Annotated in this window: 19 protein-coding genes; 11 read left to right on the top strand and 8 right to left on the bottom strand. The window is 54.9% G+C overall.

Annotated features, from left to right (window positions below; all coding sequences use genetic code 11):
* Nucleotides 1-177 precede the first annotated feature (177 nt).
* Together pgsA and NW828_RS07280 are read right to left on the bottom strand one after the other, a co-directional pair.
* On the bottom strand, nt 178-696 hold the full coding sequence (gene pgsA, locus NW828_RS07285) for a CDP-diacylglycerol--glycerol-3-phosphate 3-phosphatidyltransferase (RefSeq protein ID WP_414329287.1): 519 nt from the start codon (nt 694-696) through the stop codon (nt 178-180).
* Between the two features lie 78 nt (nt 697-774).
* Complete coding sequence (locus NW828_RS07280; protein WP_414382892.1) at nt 775-1,710, bottom strand: nucleoside hydrolase; 936 nt, start codon at nt 1,708-1,710, stop codon at nt 775-777.
* Nucleotides 1,711-1,831: 121 nt separating this feature from the next.
* Between NW828_RS07280 and NW828_RS07275 the strand changes: the two genes are divergently transcribed.
* The 7 genes from NW828_RS07275 to NW828_RS07245 all read left to right on the top strand — a co-directional run bounded on the left by NW828_RS07275 (nt 1,832) and on the right by NW828_RS07245 (nt 10,023).
* A complete protein-coding gene (locus NW828_RS07275) occupies nt 1,832-2,836 on the top strand; it encodes a circadian clock protein KaiA (protein ID WP_414382890.1) in 1,005 nt (334 codons plus the stop codon).
* A 2-nt stretch (nt 2,837-2,838) separates the two neighbouring features.
* Complete coding sequence (gene kaiB, locus NW828_RS07270; protein ID WP_011430723.1) at nt 2,839-3,141, top strand: circadian clock protein KaiB; 303 nt, start codon at nt 2,839-2,841, stop codon at nt 3,139-3,141.
* 28 nt (nt 3,142-3,169) lie between these two features.
* Nucleotides 3,170-4,795: a circadian clock protein KaiC gene (gene kaiC / locus NW828_RS07265; RefSeq protein ID WP_011432142.1), complete on the top strand. Its 1,626-nt coding sequence runs from the start codon at nt 3,170-3,172 to the stop codon at nt 4,793-4,795.
* A 255-nt stretch (nt 4,796-5,050) separates the two neighbouring features.
* Entirely contained in the window at nt 5,051-6,133 is a 1,083-nt protein-coding gene (gene pilM / locus NW828_RS07260; RefSeq protein WP_414382888.1) for a type IV pilus biogenesis protein PilM, read from the top strand.
* 60 nt (nt 6,134-6,193) lie between these two features.
* Nucleotides 6,194-6,901: a PilN domain-containing protein gene (locus NW828_RS07255; protein ID WP_414382886.1), complete on the top strand. Its 708-nt coding sequence runs from the start codon at nt 6,194-6,196 to the stop codon at nt 6,899-6,901.
* Complete coding sequence (locus NW828_RS07250) at nt 6,901-7,641, top strand: hypothetical protein (protein ID WP_414382884.1); 741 nt, start codon at nt 6,901-6,903, stop codon at nt 7,639-7,641. The genes NW828_RS07255 and NW828_RS07250 overlap by 1 nt, the downstream gene beginning before the upstream one ends.
* Nucleotides 7,642-7,935: 294 nt before the next feature.
* Nucleotides 7,936-10,023 (top strand): AMIN domain-containing protein, encoded by a 2,088-nt coding sequence (locus tag NW828_RS07245; RefSeq protein WP_414382882.1) that lies wholly within the window; start codon nt 7,936-7,938, stop codon nt 10,021-10,023.
* Nucleotides 10,024-10,200: 177 nt separating this feature from the next.
* Here NW828_RS07245 and NW828_RS07240 read toward each other — a convergent pair whose 3' ends face one another.
* On the bottom strand, nt 10,201-10,767 hold the full coding sequence (locus NW828_RS07240; protein ID WP_414382880.1) for a DUF2854 domain-containing protein: 567 nt from the start codon (nt 10,765-10,767) through the stop codon (nt 10,201-10,203).
* 135 nt (nt 10,768-10,902) lie between these two features.
* Between NW828_RS07240 and NW828_RS07235 the strand changes: the two genes are divergently transcribed.
* Nucleotides 10,903-12,444, top strand: a complete 1,542-nt coding sequence (locus NW828_RS07235) for an aminotransferase class I/II-fold pyridoxal phosphate-dependent enzyme (protein ID WP_414382878.1) — start codon at nt 10,903-10,905, stop codon at nt 12,442-12,444.
* 16 nt (nt 12,445-12,460) lie between these two features.
* On the opposite strand, the gene NW828_RS07230 is transcribed toward NW828_RS07235, so the two are convergent.
* Both NW828_RS07230 and NW828_RS07225 read right to left on the bottom strand, forming a co-directional pair.
* A complete protein-coding gene (locus NW828_RS07230) occupies nt 12,461-13,903 on the bottom strand; it encodes a hemolysin family protein (RefSeq protein WP_414382876.1) in 1,443 nt (480 codons plus the stop codon).
* 265 nt (nt 13,904-14,168) lie between these two features.
* Nucleotides 14,169-14,489, bottom strand: coding sequence for a PepSY domain-containing protein (locus tag NW828_RS07225; protein ID WP_414382874.1), 321 nt, complete (start codon nt 14,487-14,489; stop codon nt 14,169-14,171).
* Between the two features lie 334 nt (nt 14,490-14,823).
* On the opposite strand from NW828_RS07225, the gene NW828_RS07220 reads away from it, so the two are divergent.
* Both NW828_RS07220 and NW828_RS07215 read left to right on the top strand, forming a co-directional pair.
* Entirely contained in the window at nt 14,824-15,744 is a 921-nt protein-coding gene (locus NW828_RS07220; protein WP_011432133.1) for a branched-chain amino acid transaminase, read from the top strand.
* A gap of 65 nt (nt 15,745-15,809) precedes the next feature.
* Nucleotides 15,810-16,328, top strand: a complete 519-nt coding sequence (locus tag NW828_RS07215) for a phosphoribosyltransferase (RefSeq protein ID WP_414329088.1) — start codon at nt 15,810-15,812, stop codon at nt 16,326-16,328.
* Nucleotides 16,329-16,542: 214 nt separating this feature from the next.
* Here NW828_RS07215 and NW828_RS07210 read toward each other — a convergent pair whose 3' ends face one another.
* Nucleotides 16,543-20,337, bottom strand: coding sequence for an FkbM family methyltransferase (locus tag NW828_RS07210; RefSeq protein WP_414382873.1), 3,795 nt, complete (start codon nt 20,335-20,337; stop codon nt 16,543-16,545).
* 203 nt (nt 20,338-20,540) lie between these two features.
* On the opposite strand from NW828_RS07210, the gene NW828_RS07205 reads away from it, so the two are divergent.
* Entirely contained in the window at nt 20,541-21,056 is a 516-nt protein-coding gene (locus NW828_RS07205) for a type IV pilin protein (protein ID WP_414382871.1), read from the top strand.
* Nucleotides 21,057-21,151: 95 nt separating this feature from the next.
* Here NW828_RS07205 and NW828_RS07200 read toward each other — a convergent pair whose 3' ends face one another.
* Together NW828_RS07200 and NW828_RS07195 are read right to left on the bottom strand one after the other, a co-directional pair.
* Nucleotides 21,152-22,117, bottom strand: a complete 966-nt coding sequence (locus NW828_RS07200; protein ID WP_414382869.1) for a glycosyltransferase family 2 protein — start codon at nt 22,115-22,117, stop codon at nt 21,152-21,154.
* A gap of 17 nt (nt 22,118-22,134) precedes the next feature.
* Nucleotides 22,135-23,034 (bottom strand): 2OG-Fe(II) oxygenase, encoded by a 900-nt coding sequence (locus tag NW828_RS07195; RefSeq protein ID WP_414382867.1) that lies wholly within the window; start codon nt 23,032-23,034, stop codon nt 22,135-22,137.
* Between the last annotated feature and the right edge of the window lie 396 nt (nt 23,035-23,430).

Below are 23,430 nucleotides of genomic sequence, written 5' to 3'. Positions count from 1 at the left end.
CTACCAATTTTCTGCTTTGCTTTGGCTACCATGTTGGCAGACTCGAAAGTAAACAGAAAGATCAACTGGTAGTAATCTGTACTGAACATATTATACATTATTTTCAGTATAGTTGAGCTTATTATTGACTAGAGTCATGCTCCTCTGTCGGCGAGGGGCGGGGGGATCTGACAAGGGCTATGGCCTGCCGGGTGACTGCGCATGATGGGGATGATCGGTGTGCAGGTAGGTCAGGCCCGAGATCAGGGTGAGAACCACCGCCACCCAAAAGCAAGGGATCCCTCCCGGCCACCCCAAAATCAGCAAAGCAATGGCCAGGATTTGGGTTACCGTCTTGGCTTTGCCCCAGAAATTGGCACCGCGGATTTGGCTTTGGTTGACCCGCCAGCCGGCGATGGCCAGCTCCCGCCCCACCAGCAAAAACACGCCCCAAGCGGGGATCCGCCCCAGTTCCAGCAGGCCCAGCAGCGGCGCCAACACCAGCAGCTTATCCACCAGAGGATCCAAAAACTTGCCCATATCGGTTACCAAGCCATAACGGCGGGCCAAATGGCCATCCAGCCAATCGGTTGCCGCCGCCAACAGGAACGCCCAGAGGGCCAACCTCTCCCCCAGTGGGGATCGCAGGCTCAGGCCCAGCAAAACAAAAGGGATCCCTGCCAGCCGCAGCAGGGTGACGGCGGTGGGCAGGTTCACCCACTCCAGCTTGGCACGTTGGACGGCGCTGGGATTCTCCACCTTCGGATCTGGCCTCAAGGATCAGAACTATCAGAATTATCGGTAACGGCCCAGGCGCTCGGTGAGCAGGTGGTAAAACCCCTGGGCATCCACCCCAAAAGCCACCTGAACATTGGCGAGGCGACCACTGGATCCCCAGCGATCCACCACCGTCCGGCCCAGGTTCAAGGGGCTAGCCGTTTCCACCTCGACGTAGCAGGGCTTGAGCTCGAACAACTGCGGCTGTAACAGATAGGCAATCACACAAGGGTCGTGCAATGGCCCTCCCGGTAGTCCGTAGCGTTCTACGTCGACCTTACCGTAAAAGGTGAGCATATTGGCCACCGTCTGCCCAACGCGGGTGCCCAGGGCGCGGATGCGCTCAATCCGCTCCGGCGTGCTGAGGACCTGTTGGGTGACGTGCAAGCCCAGCATCACCACCTCCGGGATCCCGGCGCTGAGCACGATCTGGGCGGCGTGGGGATCGGTGAGGATGTTGAACTCGGCTGCCGGGGTAACATTCCCCTCAAAGGCGGATCCCCCCATAAACACCAGCCGCTGGATGCGCTCCACAATCCGGGGCTGCTGCACCAGGGCCACTGCCAAGTTGGTCATCGGGCCCAGCAAAGCCAAGGTAACCGGCTCAGGGGCAGCCATCAGCGTCTCGATGAGATAGGGCACTGCATGCTGGGATCCCAAAGGCATCTGGGGCTCCGGCAGATCCGCTCCATCGATCCCGGTTTTGCCATGCACCTGCTCGGCGGTTTCCAGAGGGCGCAAGAGAGGTCGGGGGCAGCCGGCATACACCCCCATCTGCGGCTGACCGGCCAATTCACAGATCTGTCGAGCATTGCGGCTGGTTTTGTCCAAGGAGACATTGCCAGCCACCGTGGTAATGCCCAGCAATTGCAGCTCTTCTGGCGACGCCATAGCCAGCAGCAGAGCCACCGCATCGTCTTGGCCAGGGTCACAGTCGATGATCAGGGGCACCATAGGGATCTCAGCAGCAGCTCACTCACCCCTAGTTTAGGTTTTTTTCCCGCTCTTTTCCTCTGGCCGGTGAGCGCGGATCCCGGTCAGATTTAAGATAGGAAATATATCTTCATCCTTTGTCTTGTTGCCTGACACCCATCCACTGCGCATCAACCTGTTGCTGGATTGGGAGCCGCCAGCAGGAGAGCCCCTAGCTTGCGAGGACTGGCTACCCCCTGAACGCTTTGTTGTCGAGTGTTTTCAGGATCAAGCTACCTTCCTAGAGGCTCTCAGGAGACAAGACGGCCATGTCGATTGCTTGGTGCTCCTGGTGGATCCCACTCGGCTGCAAGAGCTGCACGATCTGGGCAATCAGCTCTGCGCGTGGGGACTGCTGCTGCCGACGGTGTTGGCGATTGTGCTGGAAGAATCCCACCTGCCAAAGGAAACACCGGAGACGGAAGGAGAGATCCCTGCCACCTCATCTTTGGTGAAAGCATTGCTCAAGCGAGAGCAGTTTTTCTACCACAACGCCACCCTCGTCCGTCCCATTTCGCCACAGGAGCTGAAGGGGCAGGTGCGGGCCGACTGTACCGCTTCGGGATCCCCTTCCGTCTTGGAGCTGCTGGTGGATCGGGCCATCGCCTTGTTTCTGCAGATGTCTCCCACCTGCGGCCTCCCGCAGGGCCCAGCGCATCCCAGCGATCAGCCCTACCTGGCTTACAGCAACCAACAACAACGGCGGCTGGCGGAGAAACTGCGGGAACGGCTGGGCTACGCCGGAGTGTACTATCATCGTGACCCAGAGCTGTTTTACCGTCGCCTCCCGCCCCACGAGCAGCAAGCCCTCATGCGACGGCTGCGTAACCTTTACCAGGCAATCGTCTTGGACTATTTTCAATCTCCCGAGACCGTCAATGCCCGCATCGACGAGCTGGTGGCCTTGGCCTTTTTTGCCGATATCGGCGCTGCTCAACTGCTGGAGCTGCACATGAACTTGATGGAAGACTTTGCCAAACAATTGAAGCTGGAAGGCCGCAGCGAAGAGATCCTGCTGGATTACCGCCTTACCCTGATCGATGTGATGGCCCACCTGAGCGAAATGTACCGCCGCTCCATTCCCAAAACCGCTCCAAGGGATCCTTAGATATGTCCACTCGCAAAGCCTATGTTCTCAAGCTCTACGTGGCGGGCAACACCCCCAATTCTCTGCGTGCCCTCAGCACCTTGCAAGACATCCTAGAAAAGGAGTTCCGCGGCGTGTACAGCCTGAAGGTGATCGATGTCTTGAAAAATCCGCAACTGGCAGAGGAAGATAAGATCTTGGCAACGCCGACCTTGGCCAAAATCCTGCCGCCACCGGTGCGGAAGATTATTGGCGATCTATCCAACCGCGAGAAAGTGCTCATCGGCCTGGATCTGCTCTACGAAGAATTGGACGAAGAGGCTTGAGACAGGCTGCAGGAGCAAGGAGAGTGGGATGAACCAGTCATTGGGGCCTTCTGAGCCAGAAAAGCCACAAGATAACACCGCAGAGGACTCCACCGAACCAACCCCAGACAACCACCGAGCGGATCTCTCAGAGCTGCGAGGGATCCCCAAAAAACAGACGGGCATCGAGGGCTTTGAAGACATCAGTCACGGTGGGCTACCCCTGGGACGCACCACCTTGGTCAGCGGCACCTCCGGCACCGGCAAAACCCTGTTTGCCATGCAGTTCCTTTACAACGGCATCGTGAAGTATCAAGAGCCGGGGATCTTCGTCACCTTTGAGGAAACCCCCGCCGATATCATTCGCAATGCCTCCAGCTTTGGCTGGGATCTGCAGGCCCTCATCGACAGGGGCCAACTGTTTATCCTGGATGCCTCCCCCGATCCCGAAGGCTATGAGGTGAGCGGCAACTTTGATTTGTCGGCCCTCATCGAGCGCATCCAGTACGCCATTCGCAAATACAAAGCCAAGCGGGTCTCCATCGACTCAGTGACAGCCATCTTTCAGCAATACGACCCTGCCGGTGTGGTGCGACGGGAGCTGTTCCGCCTGACGGCCCGCCTCAAGCAGGCCAACGTCACCACCGTCATGACCACGGAGCGCACCGACGAGTACGGCCCCATCGCCCGCTACGGCGTAGAGGAATTCGTCTCCGATAACGTGGTGATCCTACGCAACATCCTGGAGGGAGAGAAACGGCGGCGCACCATTGAGATCTTGAAGCTGCGGGGCACCACCCACATGAAGGGGGAATATCCCTTCACCATCACCAACGACGGGATCAACATCTTCCCCTTGGGAGCCATGCAGCTGACGCAGCGCTCCTCCAACGTGCGGGTCTCCTCCGGCATCGAGAAGCTGGACGAAATGTGCGGCGGCGGCTTCTTCAAGGACTCGATTATTTTGGCCACCGGCGCCACTGGCACGGGCAAAACCTCGCTGGTGAGCAAATTCCTGGAGCGGGGCTGCCTGGATGGGGAACGCTGCATTCTCTTTGCCTACGAAGAGTCGCGGGCGCAGCTGTCCCGCAACGCCTCCTCCTGGGGCATTGACCTGGAAGAGTTCGAGCGGCAGGGCCTCCTCAAGATCATCTGCGCCTACCCAGAATCTGCCGGCCTGGAAGACCACCTGCAAAAGATCAAAACCGAGATGATGGCCTTCAAGCCCTCCCGCATGGCCATCGACTCCCTGTCAGCCCTGGCGCGGGGGGTGAGCCAAAATGCCTTCCGCCAGTTTGTAATCGGGGTAACTGGCCTGGCCAAGCAGGAGGAGATCACCGGCTTTTTCACCAACACCACCGACCAATTCATGGGATCCCATTCCATCACCGAATCCCATATTTCCACCATCACCGACACGATCATCCTGCTGCAATACGTGGAGATCCGCGGAGAAATGGCCCGCGCCCTCAACGTCTTCAAAATGCGGGGATCCTGGCACGACAAAGGGATCCGCGAGTACCTGATCTCCAATGCGGGCATCCAAATCCGCGATTCCTTCCGGGGCTACGAGCGCATCATCAGCGGATCCCCGACCCGCATCAATGTGGATGAGAAAAACGAGCTCTCCCGGATTGTGCAAAACGTCCAGGCCCTCGAGGAAGAAGGGTTGTGAGCGGTTACAACAGTTCCGTGAGTGGGCGCGGCAACAGACCCGTTGAGTCAAGCGAATTTCCAACACCGCTCAACACCGCGCAAGCCCTGCACTTGCGGCTGGCAGGGAGGGATCGGCCCAGACAAGGATTTCCCCGCGGCCAATGGCGAACAGTGGTAACCCACCTACAAATTGGGTAGTATGCCTCTAGCAGTAGCGCAAAGGGCGGGGTTTCCCGGCGTGTTTAGTTTTCTTGGTGGTTCCAAAACTCGAACCATGCTTGGGGTGGACATCAACCCCGAGCGCATCGCCGTTGCCCAACTGAAAAAGCAGGGCAATGGTCGCTATCGTCTGGCCCACTACCACAGCGTGGACATGCCAGAAGGGGCGATGGTCGAAGGGCGCATCCTCGATCCGAGCACAGTTGGCTTGATCCTGATGAATTTGCTCAATGAAAACAAAGTGCCCACCAACCTGCCGGCAGCCACAGCAGTGCCCGTAAGGGAGGCCATCGTTCGTCTCATTCGCCTGCCTGCCGACCTACCTGCCGATGAGCTGCGCCGGGTGGTTTTGGAGCAGGAGGCCGAACTTTACATTCCCTATCCGCGGGATCAGGCGGATGTCGATTACCAACCCTTGGGTCTCGATCTTTCCCAGGATGGCATTGAGCGCATCGAAGTCTTGCTGGTGGCCATCCCCAAAGAGGTGGTGGACAACTATCTAGAGGTGCTGCAGGCGGCTAACTTGCAGGTGCGCTGTGTGGAGCTGGCCAGCTTCTCCCTCATTCGCACCATCCGCGATCAGCTAACCCAGTACGGCCCCCGGGAGGCCGTGTTGCTCAGCTCCATCGGCTACGACAGCAGCGAGATCAGCATTTTGGTGAACGGGATCCCGCAATTTACCCGCACCGTCAACATCGGCACCATCCACATGCGGCAGGTGCTGGCCCAATCCCTGAATCTGCCGGTTAGCCGCACCGGCGACCTGTTGCGAACTCTGAGGTTACCCCTGATCAACCCCACCGATGTTTTGGCCACGGGAGAACAGCCAGTGCCCAGCAATCCCGGTGTAGCAGCAGTAACGCGCGTTGTCTCCGATTTGGCGGATGAACTGAGGCGCTCCATCGACTTCTTTACGAGCACAGAAAGCAGCTCGCCTGTGGTGAAAGTACTGCTGGCCGGAACTGGGGCAAGCATCGGCCAAATCGACGGCTTCTTATCTCAGTCGTTGAGCGTGGCGGTGGAGTTGGCGGATCCCTTTGGCAACATTGTCGTGCCGGATTCCGTGGAACTGCCCCTGGAGGAACGCCCAGCAATGGGAGTGGCCCTGGGGTTGGCGTTACGGGAAGACACCAAGTAGCGGCAGCAGGCAGCGCAAGCTCGCCCAACCGATGGAATAGCGCACAAGGCGGTTAAAGAGATGTACACACCGGAGATCAATTTCCTCAAAGAAAGGCCGGATGTCCTCACCACAGCTCGAACAGGTGGGGGAGCAGTAGTCGCAGCTGAGGCTGCAGAGGGATCCCAGAATTGGATCCCGGCCATTGGCCTGGGGGTTGCTGTTGCTGCTGTAGCGATGGGAGCTTTTTGGTATTTCCAAGACAGCTTTTCCCGCCAGAGAGAAACCTTGAGGGCGGAGCGGGCTCGCCTTGACAGTGAGCTCAGCACAGCCAATGCCGAGTTGTCCCAGCTGCAGAATGCCAATCAAGAGCTGCAAACCATTCGCGCCCAAACGGAAGGGTTCCGCTCCTTTCTGGGATCCGTCCAGCCTTGGTCGGCCATCTTGGAAGAGCTGCGGCGCAAGATCCCCGGCCAGGGGGTGTGGATAACCAACATCAGCGCTTCCGGGGATACCGTCAACATTCAAGGAGGAGCGCTGGACTTTCCCCTGGTCAACGACTTTCTGCTCACCCTGCTGGATTCCAACTTTGTGACCAGCGCCGTCTTGAACAGCAGCTCCCGGGTGGACGGTACAGACGTAACTGAACCCAGCGTGGAGTACGGCATAACCGTAACCATCCGTACTCTGGGGGATCCCGACCCAGAATTTACCCGCGAGCTGGAGCAGCGGGGAGCGATAGGCTTGGTTGAAAAGATCCGCATTTTGCGTCGAGTGGAGGCGAACTGATGACTGGATCGGTTGAAGGTTTTCCCGACGAACAACTGGTGGTTCCCCCGGCAGGGCCGCCGGTACTGCTGGGCGTGGAGCTGACCCCCATTCGAATTGGTCTTTTAATCGGGATCACAGGGCTAGGCGCGGCGGGGTTTCTGGCCTTCACCCAACTTCGCCCCTTGATCGAGGAGGTACAGGCTTTGGAAAGGGAGGTAGCCAACAAAACCACCCAGTTGCAGGACATAAAGAGCCAGATTGCCAGTTTGCAAGATGTGCCCAATCAGGTCGAGAGAGCTCGCGTGGAGCGGGAACAGATCAGTGCTTTAATCTCTACCCCCGAGAATGCCGACACGCAACTGCTGGATCTCAACCGGCTGGTGCAGGGGCAGCCCAACAGCGAGTTGCGCAGCTTTAGCCCTTCTCCACTGACTCCAGCGTCTTCGGCCAATCCGGAAGTGCCTGGGATCATCGCTCCCGCCATCCAAGTGCAGACCACCCGTGTCGCTCTGCGTGGCCCCTATACGGAGCTGATCAATCTGATGGGAGATATAGAACGTCTGCGCACGCTGTTCCGGGTGAGCAACATCAGCTTAAATCCTGTTCAAGACACAGGGGAACTGGACGCTGCTTTTGATTTGATTGCCTACATCTACAACAAAGACGTTCCGTTGGGCACTGCTCCTGCGCCCGAAGGACAAGCAGCTCCTGAAGGACAAACAACCCCTGAAGGAGGACAGGCAGCGCCTAGCCAATAGCCCGGCTGGACAAAGCCAGTCGGCACCTTGAGGTTTATGCCCTGGTTCCAGAGGGGATCCTGCCAGTGCGGGATCCCCTCTGGTTTTCAGAAGACGGGAACAACCGCCGGTTCAGCACAGATAGTGTTGCCAAATCGAAGATCTGGGAAAAATTTCTCCCGAAATGGCTACAGGTAGTGGCAAAGTCCGAGATTTCGGCTTTGATTAGGGAAGCACGGGGTGAACGAGGCCAAAGGCACCCGTGGCGAGGTGAAGCAAGAATACGACTGGGTGAAGGAGTGAGGTGTGAGGATGATGAACCGTCGAGTTGCTTATGGGTGTGCGTTGGGCTTGATCCTGTCCCTGCCCCCATTGGCCTTAGAAAGCCGGGTCAATGAGGCAGCCGCTCAACAGTTGACCTCCGCAAACCCGCAACGCCTCAGCCGCATCACAGATATCCGCCTGGTGCCCAACGGCAACCGCATGCAGTTGGAGATCAACACCGAAGGGGGCGCTCGCCCACAGGTGTTCTTTACCCAGCAGGGACAATCTTGGATCGGGGACATCACCAATGCTCAATTGAGCGGAAGCCAGGGCCGCTATCGCCAAGAGTCTCCCCTGCCGGGGGTGCGCTTCATTGAGGCCCGGCAGTTGAGCAACGACAGCGTGCGGATAGAAATAGCCGGTGTGGCCGCAGCTCCCCAAGGCTTGCTGGCTCGGCGCAGCCCGACGCAGTTGGTCTTCGACTTTGAGGGCCTACCCTCTGCTCCACCGGCCCCCCTAGCGGCGGTTCCCCCTCAACCCTCGTCCAACCCAGTAGCGCCCGGCCAACCGGCGTCACTAAACCGACCTCAGCCCGTGGCTCCTGCTCCTCAGCCCGCAGCTCCTGCCCCTGCCTCCCAACCGGTCGCTCAAAACCCTGCCCCTCCGCAGACAACTCAAGCGGCTCCTCCTGCACCTGCTGTTCCTGCTGCACCCGTGATTTCTCAGGTCCCCCCTGTGGGCCAGCTCAACCAACCTCAATTGCCGCCGGGAAGTTTGCCCACCGAATCTCCTTTTCAGGGGAGAGCTGTGGCTCCTCCTGCTGGCGATATTGCCGTTGGCACAATCCTGCCTGATCCACCTACAGTGGATCTCGGATCCAATGCCAGGATTAGCTTGACCTTGAAAGATGCTCCTGTGGGCGATGTGCTGAGCTTGTTGGTGCGGCGAGCAGGGTTGAATGTGGTGCTCAACGACGTCCCACCCGATCTAACCATCTCTCTGGATGTGCAAGACTCGCCCTTACAGGAGACATTCAACTTTATCTTGCGGCTAAAACAGTTGCAGGCCCAGCGAAGGGGCCAAACCGTATTTGTTGGACAAAACCTGCCAGGGGTGACTGGGATCCTGGTGCGCAATTACCGCGTGAATCAGGCAGTCGCCACCGATTTGGCCAGTCGGCTGGAAGGAGTTTTGAACGCCGTTGCTCCCGGTGCCCAATTCGTTGTGGACGAGCGCACCAACTCCATTACGGTGATCGGCAACTCGCGGCAGCAGGACATCGCGGCTGCTCAGATTGCCCAATTGGATGTGCGTCGGCGACAGGTTTTGATTTCCCTGAGAGCAGTTGATATTCGCTTGAACAAAAACGAAAGCTTATCAGTTAACTTGGGAGGGGCATCTGGCAACTTTGCCCTTGGAACCTTGGGAGACGCCAATTTTGGTGGTCAACCGCTCAATCAACCTGCGGGATCCTCGGTAAGCTCTATCGGCCCTGCAGGCCCATCAGGATCCATCACGGGAATATTTAACACTCTCAACCGGCTGCAGCAGTCTTTGGCTCTAAGAGTGCAGTCTGCAATACAAAATGGAACTGGAAAAATTCTAACTGACCCCAAAGTTGTGGTGGCAGATGGCGGATCCAGTCGAATTAGCATTGCAACCAGCGTGCCTGTTAACGTTGAAACCATCACCACACCCCAGGGCGAAAACCAGCCTCCAATTACGACTCAGCGTTTGCAGCGAGAGGATGCTGGGATTGTCCTTGACGTCTCAGAAGTTAGAATAGATGACAATGGGTTTGTTACCCTGACCATTCAGCCGGAAATTTCTATTCCTATACCCATTCAAGTATTGCAAAGCGGAGACTTTGCAGGCATTCAACTTTTTAACATCGAAAGAAGGCGGCTGGAAGCATCTCAGCTCAGGTTAAGAGATGGGCAAACCTTTATTATTGCTGGCCTCATTCAAGACAGGGACATCGTTGAAGTTCAAAAAGTGCCTTTACTGGGCGACTTGCCTCTTTTGGGTGCTTTGTTCCGCTCTCAGAGTGTAGATAACAGGCGCAATGAAGTGGTCTTTATGCTGACACCCTACATTATGGATGATAATGTTGCTTTTGGTCTTCCTCCCAATCCGTAAAATAGGGTTATGCCGAACTGCCAAGTTTCGTGACATCCTCCCAACACTGATACTATAGGCACAGCGCAGGACCCATAGCTCCCCACACCCCTCATGAGTTAACTCTCGACAGTCCTGAGTTACTGGCTGCATTAGCTTCGGGATCCGTTGAGTTGCATTCAGCAGCTAATGGCTTCTTCAAGTGGCCTGGGATCCACCTCGGGCAACAAGCGCCAATTCCACCTGATTTTCTTGGGGCTGCCCCAGTTGCACCTCCACATCTCGGCCAAAGAAGCCTTGCATTTTTTTCTGGTAGCTTTCCTGCCATTGTTGGAAGGGAACCTTGGGGGAATCGAACAGAAGCACCAAGGTATACCGGCCATCTCGCAGCTCTTCTCTGTACCCTCTCACCTTGGGCAGATCTGCTTCCAGAGGGCCGCGCAGACCCAGAAACTCCAGGGCATCTTCCAGGTGGGCATTAGCCCCGTAGCTATATTTGGTGATATCGGCGCGGACTTGCTTTTGAATTTCCGTGGCCTGCTGGGCGCGGGCTTGGATCACCTCGAGAGAAGGGGCGGCCAGGGCAGGTACCGGCTTGAGTTCCACTACCTTCATGGTTATCCCTCCCAACAGCAAGGGGATCCCGGCAAACAGGCCGATGAGATTGAGGGTGGGATCGTTGTAGTGGGCAAAGCCCCAAGCCGTGGCGGCAGCCCCGGCCAACAAAACGAGGGTACTGACGGGGAAGGGCAATTTCTCGAACATCGCAGGCAAGATTGCAGAAGAAGAAGAAAGGCAACCTGAAAACCCAGGCTAGCAGGAAAAGCGCCAGCGGTGGACTTAGCCTCCATTGGGATGGATAATCACAAAATGCCCACCTGGTGTGTTGAGGAGTGGTCTGTGGTTCTGTCCAATCTGTCCAAAACCTCTCGTTGCTTGCGCTCGCTGGATCGCAAAGCCCAGGAGCGAGCACCTCTATTTGAGGCCATCCGCCACTATTGCAGCTTGGATAAGGCTCCTTTTCACACGCCAGGCCACAAACAGGGACGTGGGATCCCTGCCGACTTGCGGACCTTTTTGGGAGAGAACGTCTTCCGGGCGGATCTGACCGAGCTGCCAGAGGTGGACAACCTCCACGACCCCGATGGCGTGATCCGGGAGGCCCAGGAGCTGGCTGCAGCGGCCTACGGCGCCGATCGCAGTTGGTTTTTGGTCAACGGTTCCACCTGTGGCGTGGAAACACTGGTGATGGCCGTGTGCGATCCGGGAGACAAGATCCTCTTGCCGCGCAACTGCCACAAATCCGCCATTGCCGGGGTGATCCTCTCTGGGGCGGTGCCGGCCTATATCGAGCCGGATTTTGACCCGGAGCTGGGCATTGCCCACGGGATTACCCCAGCCGGTTTGGAGGGGGCCTTGGCGGAGCATCCCGATGCCAAAGGCGTTTTGGTAGTCAGCCCCACCTACTACGGGGTCTGCTGCGACCTGGAATCTCTGGCAGCCATCGCCCATGCCCATGGCCTACCGCTATTGGTGGACGAGGCCCACGGGCCCCATTTTGGGTTTCATTCGGAATTGCCCATTTCGGCCTTGGAAGCCGGAGCCGATCTGGTGGTGCAGTCCACCCACAAGGTGATCTCCGGCATGACCCAGGCCTCGATGCTGCACCTCAAGGGATCCCGTATTGACCCCAACCGGGTGCGCAACATTCTGCAACTGCTGCAATCGACTAGCCCCAGCTATGTGCTGATGATGTCGCTGGATGTGGCGCGGCGGCAGATGGCCTTAGAAGGGGAAGCCCTGCTGGGCCAAGCCTTGGCTTTGGCAGATCAAGCCCGCGCCCGTCTCAACCGCATCCCCGGCTTGCGCTGTTTTGGCCCAGAGCGTATCGGCTCCACCCCTGGTTTTTTCGATTTCGACCGCACCCGTCTCACGGTAACGGTGACAGAGCTGGGGTTGTTCGGCTTCGACGCTCACGACTGGGTTAACGATCACTTCCACGTGCAGCCGGAGATGTCCACCCTGCACAATGTGGTCTTCATTGTCAGCATCGGCAATACCCAGCGAGACATTGACCGCCTGGTGGAAAGTTTCGCCGCCCTGTCGCAACATTTTCAGGGATCCCGCCCATCCAGAGCGGCAATGGAAAAAATGCAGCGGCTGGCACAACTGCCCCGTCCTTGCTTGCCACCGCAACGGCTATCACCCCGGGAGGCTTTTTTTGCCCCCATTCAGCGGGTGCCTTTCCAAGAAGCAGTGGGCCATATCTGCGCCGAGATCATCTCCCCCTATCCACCTGGGATCCCGATTTTGGTGCCGGGAGAAGAGGTGACTCAAGAGGCGGTGGACTATCTGCTGTTGGTGCATGAGGCAGGCGGCTTTATCAACGGCCCAGAGGATGTGCGCCTGCAGACCCTGAAAGTGGTCAAGGCAAGGACCTAATGCTCTCCTAGCGGGCTTATGGACGGGTTTTTGCCGTTTGCGCTGGGGGGAGCAGCGGTAGGGAGTTTGCCGGGGTGCCGGGGCGGCGGGCTACCTTCACCCGATCCACCCGTGGCCCCTCCATGCGCACCACCTGAAACTCCATCTCTTGGTAGGTGAACTTTTCCCCAGCACGTGGGATCTTCTGCATGTGGTAGATCAAAAAGCCCCCCAGCGTTTGGTAATCCTCGTGCAGAGGCAGGTTGAGGCCACAGCGCTCGTTGATCTCTTCAATATCTAGCTGAGCCTGGATGAGCAAGGTATTTTCGTCAAGTTCTTGGATGTCCGGCTCCTTGGTGTTGGGATCCGGGCCATCGGAGAGCTTGCCGACGATCTCCTCCACCAAGTCTTGAATGGTGATCAGGCCCGCCGTGCCGCCAAACTCATCCACCACCATCACCATCGGCCAGTGGTGCTGCCTCATTTCGGGCAACAGTTCCGCAATTGGCTTGTTCTCCGGCTCAAAGTGGGCCTCGCGGATAAAAGGCGTGATGGGGCTGTGGAGGTCGATGGATCCCTTGGCCAACTGGCCGATCAACTCCTTAACGTGGATCAGCCCGCGGATGTCATCCAAAGACTCGCCAAAGACCGGATAGCGGGAGTGCCCCGATTCCGCCACCTCCGCCAGCACCTCTTGCACCGTTGCAGTTTCCGGCACCGCGTCGATGCTGGTACGCGGGATCATCACCTCGCTAGCTACCGTCTCGCCGAACTCGAAGATGTTGCTCAAAAGCTCTCGCTCTTCCGCCTCGATGTTGCCCGACTCCACCGAGGAAGCGATCAGCAGTTGCAACTCCTCCACCGTCATGGTGCTGTAAAAGGAAGTGGCCTCGGGGATGCGGACGCCCAAGATGCGCAGCACACAGCGGGAGGAGAAGCGGAGCAGCTCGACAAAAGGATGCAAGAAGCGGCTCGCCAAGCGGTTGAGCCAGGCCAGTTTTAGCGCAATCGGCTCCGAATAGAGGATGGCCAGAGTCTTGGGGATCAGCTCCCCTACCACGATCTGAAAATAGGTGAGCAGCGAAAACACCACTACCACCGCCACCCCCTGCATAAGGGCCGGATCCACACCCTGAAACCAGTCCAAGCGGCTCAAGGCCAAAAACAGCGTGGGCGAAACTTGGGTGGCTCCAATCCAGCCCAGCAATACACTGGCCAGAGTGATGCCCAACTGGGTGGTGGAGAGGGCATATTCCAGTTGCTCTTGGGCTTTTTGCACAATTGCCGCCTGGCGGTTTCCCTCGCTCGCCAACTGCACCATGCGGGAGCGCCGCGCCGATACCAAGGAAAACTCGACTGCGACAAAGAAAGCGTTGATGACCAGAAGACCGATGACCCAAAGGAGACTAAGCGACGCATCTCCCCACGAAAGCTCAGTGTTGGGGAAAGTAGCCGCCGAGGCTAAAGGGGGGTCGTCCATCAGGGGGAGCAGCAAGACGGATAGACAGCATTCTAGCTCAGACTGACTCGGCCACCTGTCCTCGGCCGGCAGTCGAACCGGCTTCAGCCATCAGGCAGCTACCGTGTAGACGCTTTCCCCATGCCCAAAAGGAAAGGGATCCCTGACCTTTGCACAACCCAGCTTTCGCAGTTCTCAAGGTCGCTACTTTTTCATCAAGCAGTAGCAGCTACAGCCTTTTCCGGCAACGCTCACCCCCGCCTATGCAGGGGGCATCTCCTGGGTGCTAGTCGTCGATATCGACAATATTGCCGGTAGTGGCGTCGATCTTAACTTCAATATCGTTGGTAAATTTCACTTCCCAAACTAGGCGTCTATCTTCGCGCTCCAACTCAACTTCTTTGATCACAGCATTGGGAACAGCAGATCGAGCGATCCGAATAGCTTCCTTAATGGGGATAGGCGGAGCAGAAGATTGGGCAAAAGCAGTTTTCATGCTCCCACCTACCAGTAGCATCGGGCCGCCGAGGGGCAAAATGCCAAGCAAAAGTAAGGAAGCAATAGAGAGTTTTGCAGGTCTCATTTGCAACTGTTTGAGTAACCCCATCCTTACCCTACCACCCTGAGACTCAAGAAGCCTTGCCACAAGGAGCACCGTTGCCTTCGCAAGGAGTTCATCCCCCTTGCGTCATAGGGTGTAGTTGCTCGGCCCCTCTTCGGCTATGGACTGTTTGCTCCTCCAATCTAGCCCTCTCAGAAATGGACTGGCTGAAGAACACCGCTGTAGGGAAGGAATGCACCTACACCCATCTCGAGTGCTGCTGCCCCAGGCAGAGAAGCAATGTCGGCGTCCTGTGCAGCTCCAAGGTTGGGGCTACCGGCGCTGCACGAATCGGTGATAATATTCCTACCTCTCATTCCTACCCCGGTGGGTGCCGACCATGCCAGATTTTCTGCCCTACGCCTACTTTCAGGGCCAGATTGTCCCCTTTGCTGAGGCGAAGATCTCCATTGCCACCCATGCTCTGCACTACGGGACAGCGGCGTTCGGCGGCCTACGCGGGATCCCTGATCCGCAAAACCCGGATCAAGTTCTGGTGTTCCGTCTGGATCGCCATTGCCGACGACTGAGTCAAAGCGCCCGCCTGCTCTGTTTTGATCTCCCTGCTGAACGGATTGAGCAGGTGATCGTCGAGCTGATCCGAAAAAACCGTCCCTCCACGTCTTTCTACATCCGCCCCTTGGTGTACACCTCCGACCTAGGCATCTCGCCGCGGCTGCACAACATTGAGAAAGACTTTTTCGTGTACGGCTTGGAACTGGGGGACTACCTCTCGCCAGAGGGAGTCAGTTGCCGCATCAGCTCTTGGGCCCGGCAAGAGGATCGCAGCCTACCATTGCGGGGCAAGATCACCGGCGCCTACATCACTTCCTCTTTGGCCAAAACCGAGGCGGCGCAGGCTGGCTATGACGAGGCCATTTTGATGAACTCCCAGGGCAAAGTGAGCGAAGCCTCGGGCATGAACATCTTCATCGTGCGCAATGGCGTGCTGATTACCCCCAGCTTCGACCAAGATATCTTGGAAGGGATCACCCGCGACAGTGTCCTCACCCTGGCCCGTGATCTGGGGATCCCTACCCAAGAACGGCCTGTCGATAAGTCGGAGCTGTTGATTGCCGATGAAGCTTTCCTGACTGGCACTGCTGCCAAGATTACGCCCATCCGCCAGATCGAGCAGTACGTCCTGCCCCCCTCCCGCCCCATCACCGAGCAGTTGCGGCAGAAGCTGACGGCAATTACCGAAAATCGGGATCCCGTCTATGCCCATTGGGTGAAGGTGATCCCTCTGAAAGAAAGCTAGTCCCTAGTCGAGGGGAGAAGCGTCATTATTAAACTGAGCACTCTAGATGGGTAGAGGGGGATCCCTTGCACGAAATTTCCATTACCTGGGCCGACTACCACCGCAAAATCGAGGAGTTGGCCGTCAAAGTCTACGAAAGCGGGTGGGAATTTAACCAAATCGTCTGTATTGCCAAGGGGGGGCTGCGCATCGGCGATACCTTGGCCCGTCTTTTCGACCTGCCCCTGGCTATTCTCTCAGCCTCTTCCTACTCTGGGCCCGGTAACCGCCAGCGGGGGCAACTGACCTTCTCGCGGGATCTAGCCATGACCACCGCCAACCTGGGCAGCCACGTGCTGTTGGTGGACGATCTGGCAGACTCTGGCATGACCCTAAAGCGCTCTGTCCACTGGCTCAAGCACCACTACGGCTTCTACATCGAGGAGATCCGCACCGGCGTACTGTGGTACAAGGCCGCCTCCGTCTATCAACCCGACTACTATGTGGACTATTTGCCGGATAACCCTTGGATCCACCAGCCCTTTGAGCCCTACGAGCAGATGACGCCCCAGCAGCTGATGCAGTTGCTACGCTCTTCCGGTTAGTTGAATTTGCTCAAATTGGCTTGCTCGCGGCGCCTGCAGTGTCTAACGTCAGTTGGACTTCTTGGCATGAGCTGTCTACTTACGATTGCCCACCCCCACTGCAAGCTCTGTTCCCCAGAAAAGTTGAATGACTTGCTCGTACAACAGAAACCACCCAGCCCTGGAAAGCTCCTTGCTCAACACAAGCAAAAGAGCAAAATTCGGATCCAACTTTCTAAACCGATATCATGTCTGCAACTTTTTCCAGATCTGAAGGATGAATCGCAATAATGTTTAGAGTAGAAATCGAGTATTGCTGAGTCTTGACCTTGATCTTGGCTAGCTTATTCAGGAAATGGTTGTAGGTGTAAAACTCATATCCCAAAGGCTCCAGTATTTTAGCTGTAGAAGTTCCAGTAACTTTAGGGCCGTGCTTGTTTTCAAGAATAAGAACAGGGTGACTGGCGGCAAGCAACTCTAGACTGCCGGAAACGACCTGCTCTTCCGCGCCTTCTACATCAATCTTGATAAGATCAATCCGGGGTTCACCTTTCGAACGCCACACAGAGTCCAGGGTAACAAGATTCACAATTTTTCCTTCACCATTATTTGACGCCTGCCCTGATGCCTGCTTCGGATTTCCGATAGAGTTAAATGCCCCAGATCTTTCTTCTCCTAACTGAACAGTGCCTTCATGCTCACCGGCAGCAGCTTCGATAAGGAAGACAACATCCTCTAGGGAGCTGGCACTTATTGTCTTCCGCATACACTGAAGACAAGAAGCCGTGGGCTCAATTGCGATTACACTACCCGTAGGGCCTACTCGATGCGCAGCAAGGAAAGTATATACTCCAACATTTGCCCCTACATCGATTACGTTCATCCCTGGTCTTAAAAAGTGCTTGCAGAAGCTAATCTCGCTCTCAAACCATTCTCCTTGAGTAAGTAGGACGCGGGTGACGATACTCGAGAACGAAGGCTCGAGGGAGAGTCTGCAATTTTCATAGTCAAAATAGAGATCGGGCTGCGCAGGGAAAGAGGCTGTTTGCACTTGAGACACAACCTCCCACAGTGCAATTTCCTTGACCAGGCATGCTTGGCGATGAGTTGGATCAAGGCTAAGTATATGGTTAATTGGTATTAGCCCTTCTATCTTTTTCTGCGAGAGAAGCTCAATCGCTACCGCCAGAGCTGCTTGTTCATCATCTGGATCTATCGAATAAGTTAGGTTCCAAAATCGCATGGCTTCTGGGCTGTATACGACTCCAATATGAGTAGCTATCCATCTGGCTAAATAATAGAGGTAACTGTGTTTCGTGTAAGCATTTGGGCGGGCAGAAACTTCGCTTTCAACCCAGATGGGGAGATCTATCGCTTTGGAAGGACGTAAACCTGCCGCTTCTGTACACAGAAACTCTAGTAGAGCATAGGCATCTTCAAAGGCACGAGAACGATCGCCCAGTACCAGCAGGGCATGAATTCGATTTAGCCAGCAGGGAATATGGCGGGGATCCTTAGCCAAACTTCTTCGCCACAGGGATAGTGCCTCTTCCCAAGCAGATTGACGTGTTGAGACTGAAGCATCAGCACTTAGGGATCGAATGAGCTCGATCCCAGCTTGGTTCCATTCATCTGGAGTTGAGTACAAGTCGTTGGGGTGAAACGTATAAGTTTCGTGGGATTTACCTTCTAGAATATGGAAGAAGGCAGCTTCCATGCTGCGAGCATGTTCTCTTGGATCCCAAATTACTGACCAACGACGGGAATCCCTGATATTCCTCTTGATCTGGTTAATCCACTTTGGACCATTGCCCAGTTGGATCCCACGTTGGATAAACTCTTCTACTGACCAAGTGATACAATCTTCAAGACCGATATTTTTTAGCAGACTGTAGCTCATTCGGCCGTAGTAATGGCGACCTACTAAGGTAAGAACTGGCACACCCATGTAGAGAGCTTCCATAGTGTGGGTTGCACCTGTGTAGGGAAAGGTATCGAGAACAAGATCCACCAAAGCTAGTTGGCCCCGGTGCTCTTCCACGCTGCTTGCTTGAGCTAGAAAACGGACGCGATCCAAAACATCCAATTCCTTAGCTCTTTCCTGGTAACGCCTGATAACTGTGGCAATTTCCCCTGAGCCTTTGACAATTAGGATACCGTTAGGTACGGCTTTTAGAATCTGCAGGTGAGCATCAATGCATTCAGGGGTGCGCTTGTAGGCACTGGCCGCAGTTAGAAGAACAATATCTTGCGGATCGATTCTCAGCTTAGCTCTGAAATCTATCTTATCAGCGGGCAGGACGTCCAGATAGTCCACAGCACAGTAGCTAGGCAAGCGGATAATTTTTTCGTGGTAATCGGCCTGTGCATCTTCAGGAAGGATATAGGGATCGGCGAAAAAGTAATCAAATTCTGGCAAACCGACAGCATCTCCGCCAAGCCAACCAATTTGGATGGGGGCAGCTCGCAAAGCTGCTACAATATTCGCATCGTGGCAGGTAATAGAGTCCATAAATATCATAATATCGATGCGATCCTCACGCGCTTGAGCAGCTACTTGAGGCGGCTTGGTTTCTCCTGGAAAAAAGCGAAAATGGAGATTTTCGTGAGAGCGAAACTTTTGATACATATTGTCATGACTGGCCATATCTTCATTTTTCCACCCCTGGTAGTAGTAGTAGACAACGTCCAGAAGATCGCGAGATAGGTTCCTGAGAGTAGCCTCACTGAGAAAGCCAACCGAGTGCCGATGAAAGCAGCTACCCAAAAAGCCCACTCGCAACTTGCGCTCAGCTCTACCGGATCTGCAGTAATCTTGCTGGTTTCTCTGCCAATACTCTGACCAGAGGAAGTCTCGCTGAAAAGCCATTAAGCTTAGGCAATCGTTAAAGATTCTACCACCAATCTGCTGGTAACGACGAATCAGAGAACGATCATCAGTTAGATAGCTCCAGCAAAAGCAAACTCGAAACAGAATGGCTTTAGCAATCGTTAGACTCTCGAGTAGATTTTCATCGTTAATTCTTAGTGATCCTAAGTCGGCTTCCCTCGATAAAATTAAGTCTATAATTTTCTGGATAACAAGGTTTATCCGTTCTGGCTGGGCAGCATGGATCAACTTTTCCATCGATTCTGATAGAAGGGATAGACGAAGAGTAAAGTTCTCTTGCACCTGTGAGCTCTCGGCCGCCGTGATGAGAGCTTCTCCTAAAATGGAATAGCCATCACTGGTAGAGTTCTGGAAGAAGGCGCGGGCTGCCCTCTGAAAAAAGTCACCGATTAAGTCCTCTATCGTCCACAAACCTTCATAGCGCTTCGCCTGCTCGGGATCCGCAGCATGAGCCAGTTGGGCCAGTAAAGCGGCAAATCCGGATTGTTGACTCTCCAGCAGATGAGCTTGTAAGGCTGTGGCCAACTCAAAAAACAAATCCAAGTAGCCGTCATCCCAGAGTTGGGTGAGTAACTGGGTCAGGAGCGGCTCTTGGGTGATGTCCAAGGTCTCATCGTCTTCCAAACTGGCCAAGTGCTCGAGTAAAGCCTGCCCGTAAAAGCCTACGGCCAGCTCGTCCTGAGCTTGCAGAGCCCGCATCAGCAAAACTTGAGTATTGTCCCGCCGGCTTGGATCCAGCTCAAAGGCCATCTCCCGCAGCTTCAGACAAATCTGGAGAGGCTGCAGTGGACCCTGCGTGGGGCTGTTTTCCAGACGACCTGCGAGGGATAGCAACAAATCCAAGACTTTCTCCTGGGACAGGATCCCTGTTCTCACCAGAGGCGTGTAGAGCTGGTAAGCAAGGCTCAGCTGGCCAGCAGCCAAGGCCTGCTCCAGCGCTGACAAGGTAATTGCCTCTGGCTCAGAGGGGGAAGCCAAATCATTGGCTGAGGAGAGGTCAAAGAAACCCCACAGGAACTCCCGCCAATCCTTTGCGTCTTGCTCTCGGTAAAAAGCCACCAACCACTCCACAAAAGCATCGGGAGACTGCTGAAACAGTTGCTTGGCTTCCAGGATCCGGGCTTGCAGCGCAGGGTTCATAGGTTGAAGGAAGAGTGCTAGTCTTAATCTGCCATGCTGAGGCCGGCTCAGCTAAACCACTGACCTGTGTCAGGCTCATCTGGCAAAAATCCGCAATTGCGCCAGGGAGCAGGCTGTTATGAATCGCCCTTGAGCGGGGTAAGTTAGCACTAGCAGGTGAACTGCACAGTTAACTCTCTAGTTTGCTAAAGGATCTGGTACTCATGAGCGCAAAGTCTCGTCAGTCTCTGTTGCGGGCCAAACTGGCTCAGCAAATTCTCTCCAAAGCCAAGGGCTTCACCCTGATTGAGCTGTTGGTGGTGATTGTAATTGTGGGTGTGCTGTCTGCAGTGGCAATCCCGCAGTTCTTAAACCAAGTGCGCCGCTCCCGTACAGCCGAAGCTCAAGCGGCTCTCACTGAAGTAGGCCGTGCTTCTGAAGTCTACCGACTCGACTTCGGCGTCTATCCTGACGAGTATGCTACGATCAAGCACGGTGGAGCAAATAAGGACAAGTACATGAACGATCCGTGGAGGGCTCCCAACTACCAGACACCAGTGGCTAGTAACCGTTCGACCAGTGCTCCTCACGCACTAAGGTGGGACACAACATCCAAAGGTGCTCCATACATCACCAGGTCTGGTTCAAACATTCAATGCACCATTGGGCTGGGAGCGCAGGAGGCAGCTGTGACTGATCTGGCTACCTTTGTTGGTAAGAGCTGCAACGTCTTTGAATAATTTCTCTTTTCACTTCAAGTACTCCATGGCTCCCTATAGGGAGCCTTTTTCTTACCCTGACTAGTCTCGCACTGGAGAGCGGATAAGAGCTCAGACTAAACCGGTGAGGTAGAGAGAGATGACAGTAGCTGGGAAGGGTAGCAAATGCGTGTGAGAATGCCGTTTTCCATGAGGCTTTGACTGGCTTCAGGATTGTTGTAAAGTATAAACTCCTGATAGAGAGCTTCCATGCGAGTTCTATCTCCCGAGCAGTAAGCATCCCGTGAGGTTAAGTGAAAAGGCACCCGAATAGGATTAGACTTGGAGCGCCACCAGTAGTCGGGAAAGTTTCCCAGTTGGGCGTATTTTTTATAGTAGTTCTGGAATCCGCAGTTCAAGTAGTGCAAAATAGAGGGAGACGACGTTACTAGAGTATGATCCCCTGGAATATCAAAGCTATGTACGCTGTTAGGCAGAAGAGAGGGATAGATCCGAGCTGCTGACTTTCCATTTTGATAAGCTAAAAAGTATTGACTCTTGCCGGAAACTCTCTGAAACTCAGTACAGAGTCCTGGCTCTAAGGCAGCAGGGTTTTTCTTAAATAGAGTGACATCGCGAAAATAGTCCTCGACTTCAAATACTTCAGGAGCTGCTTCGTGGTTTAGGAACGTAACTTGAAATATGTCGTCGCTTACTCGATCAAACCAATTTGGAGCCGTTGTCTGGCCAGGATAAAAAAGCTCGTCTCCGTCAATACGAAGAATCCAGTCCATGTTTTGATCCAAGGCAAGTTGTATAGCCATTTCTACGTTAAGGATCTGACGAGCCATGACCTCATAGCCAACATGAGGGCCATATTTTGGGTAGAGAACATTCCCCAATGCTTGTTGGACTTGCAAAGCTTCATCGTTGGGAATAGCCGTTACATCGGAAAACTGAAGTGCCACCTGAATAGCGGGATCCTCTGGATCGTCAAAGAAGATATAAATATGGGCAATTCCAAGGGCAAGGTGATAGCGAATGAACGACTCCAAGCACACGCCTGGATCCCGAACAGTGGTAATTATGCAAACTCTGGCCATGGTGGAGCTGCAAGCCTTTAGGTGAATTGCTTGGCTCCTAGCCAAGTATTGATAGTGAAGCGGCTATCGGCAAAGGCTTGGCTAGGGCTAAATACCGGCAGGATCTCATGTAGGCAACTGCTGGAGAAGAAGACGATGCTATTGTTGGTCGGGATCACCTCATCGTATGCTCCGTGCAGGAGTGGCGGATGAGGTTTTTGCCTTTGGGTATCGTAGATGCGCAGCTCACCTCCTCGATAAGGCTTTGGCTCTTTGTGAAAGTAATATACGCAGCTCACCTGGCGGAAGGCAGTTTGTGGGTAGGAGTTATCGGTGTGGGCGGTAAAGAAGCAGCCATCATGGCTGGCAATCATCTCCATCTCAAAGATTTGAATGTCAAAGTTCTCAATGCCTAGCTCGGCGAAGATTTGGGGAGCAACAGCCGCAATTTTTTCTCGCAGCAGGGATCCATGCTCCTGAAAGTAAGCGAAGTCCAGCCTCAGGGAGCGGCGAAATTTTAGTGACTCTGCCTCGGTGTTGCTCTTGCTGTAGCTCTTGGAAGGGATAAACTTGTCTTGGTGGGTAATGGCATGTTGGAGAATGGCTTGGTTGAGCTCTTGAGGCAGGAAGTTATCCAGCTTGATGTATTTACAGGGGTAAAACCGGTTGGGTTCTGAGGGATCCGGCTGGGTAAAAGTCAGGAATACCGGGTTAGCTGCCAGCAGTGATCCAGGGCCAATTGCTTGGATGTGAGCGAGATCCTGCTCGGTTAACCCTTTGTGCTGGGGATCCCAAGTGAGGAGATGGATCCCTTGGCCTAGATTGGGCAAAATCTTCTGCAGGTGAAAACTGGGATCCACCCCCATCAAATCTAGGTTGGCTTGGGCTATGGCTCCGTAGCGGCAATGGTTAACTAAGTATAGGGCTAAGTCAGCCAAGTAATTCCGCAGTAGCAACGATCGAAGTAGATGGGTGCGATAATCGGTGAGCTCAGTCTGGAAGCAAACGCCAATCTGGGTCTCTGGGAACCAGTGCCATAGATCTGCTAGAAGGGCAGGAACAGAACCTTCCAAAAGTAGAACCCGTTCTTCTAATCCCAATTGAGAAATTTGAGTTTGGATATCTTCTGTGCTGATTGACTTTTCGGATGAGCTCTGTAGGGGATTCCGTAGAATCACTGCTAACTTTTCAGGATAGCGAAGCATTGCCTGCAAAACAGCTGCGGACTCTTCCCAGCCAATCTGGCAGAAGATTTGCTGGCTAGGAAGGCAGGCTAAAGCCCAATCTAAGAGCTGGGTGAGACTCTGAGCTTGCTCCAGTTCTAGGAGAAGATC

Source organism: Synechococcus sp. W55.2, from assembly GCF_047461635.1.
Classification (GTDB): domain Bacteria; phylum Cyanobacteriota; class Cyanobacteriia; order Thermostichales; family Thermostichaceae; genus Thermostichus.
This window is presented reverse-complemented; position numbering and strand designations above follow the sequence as displayed.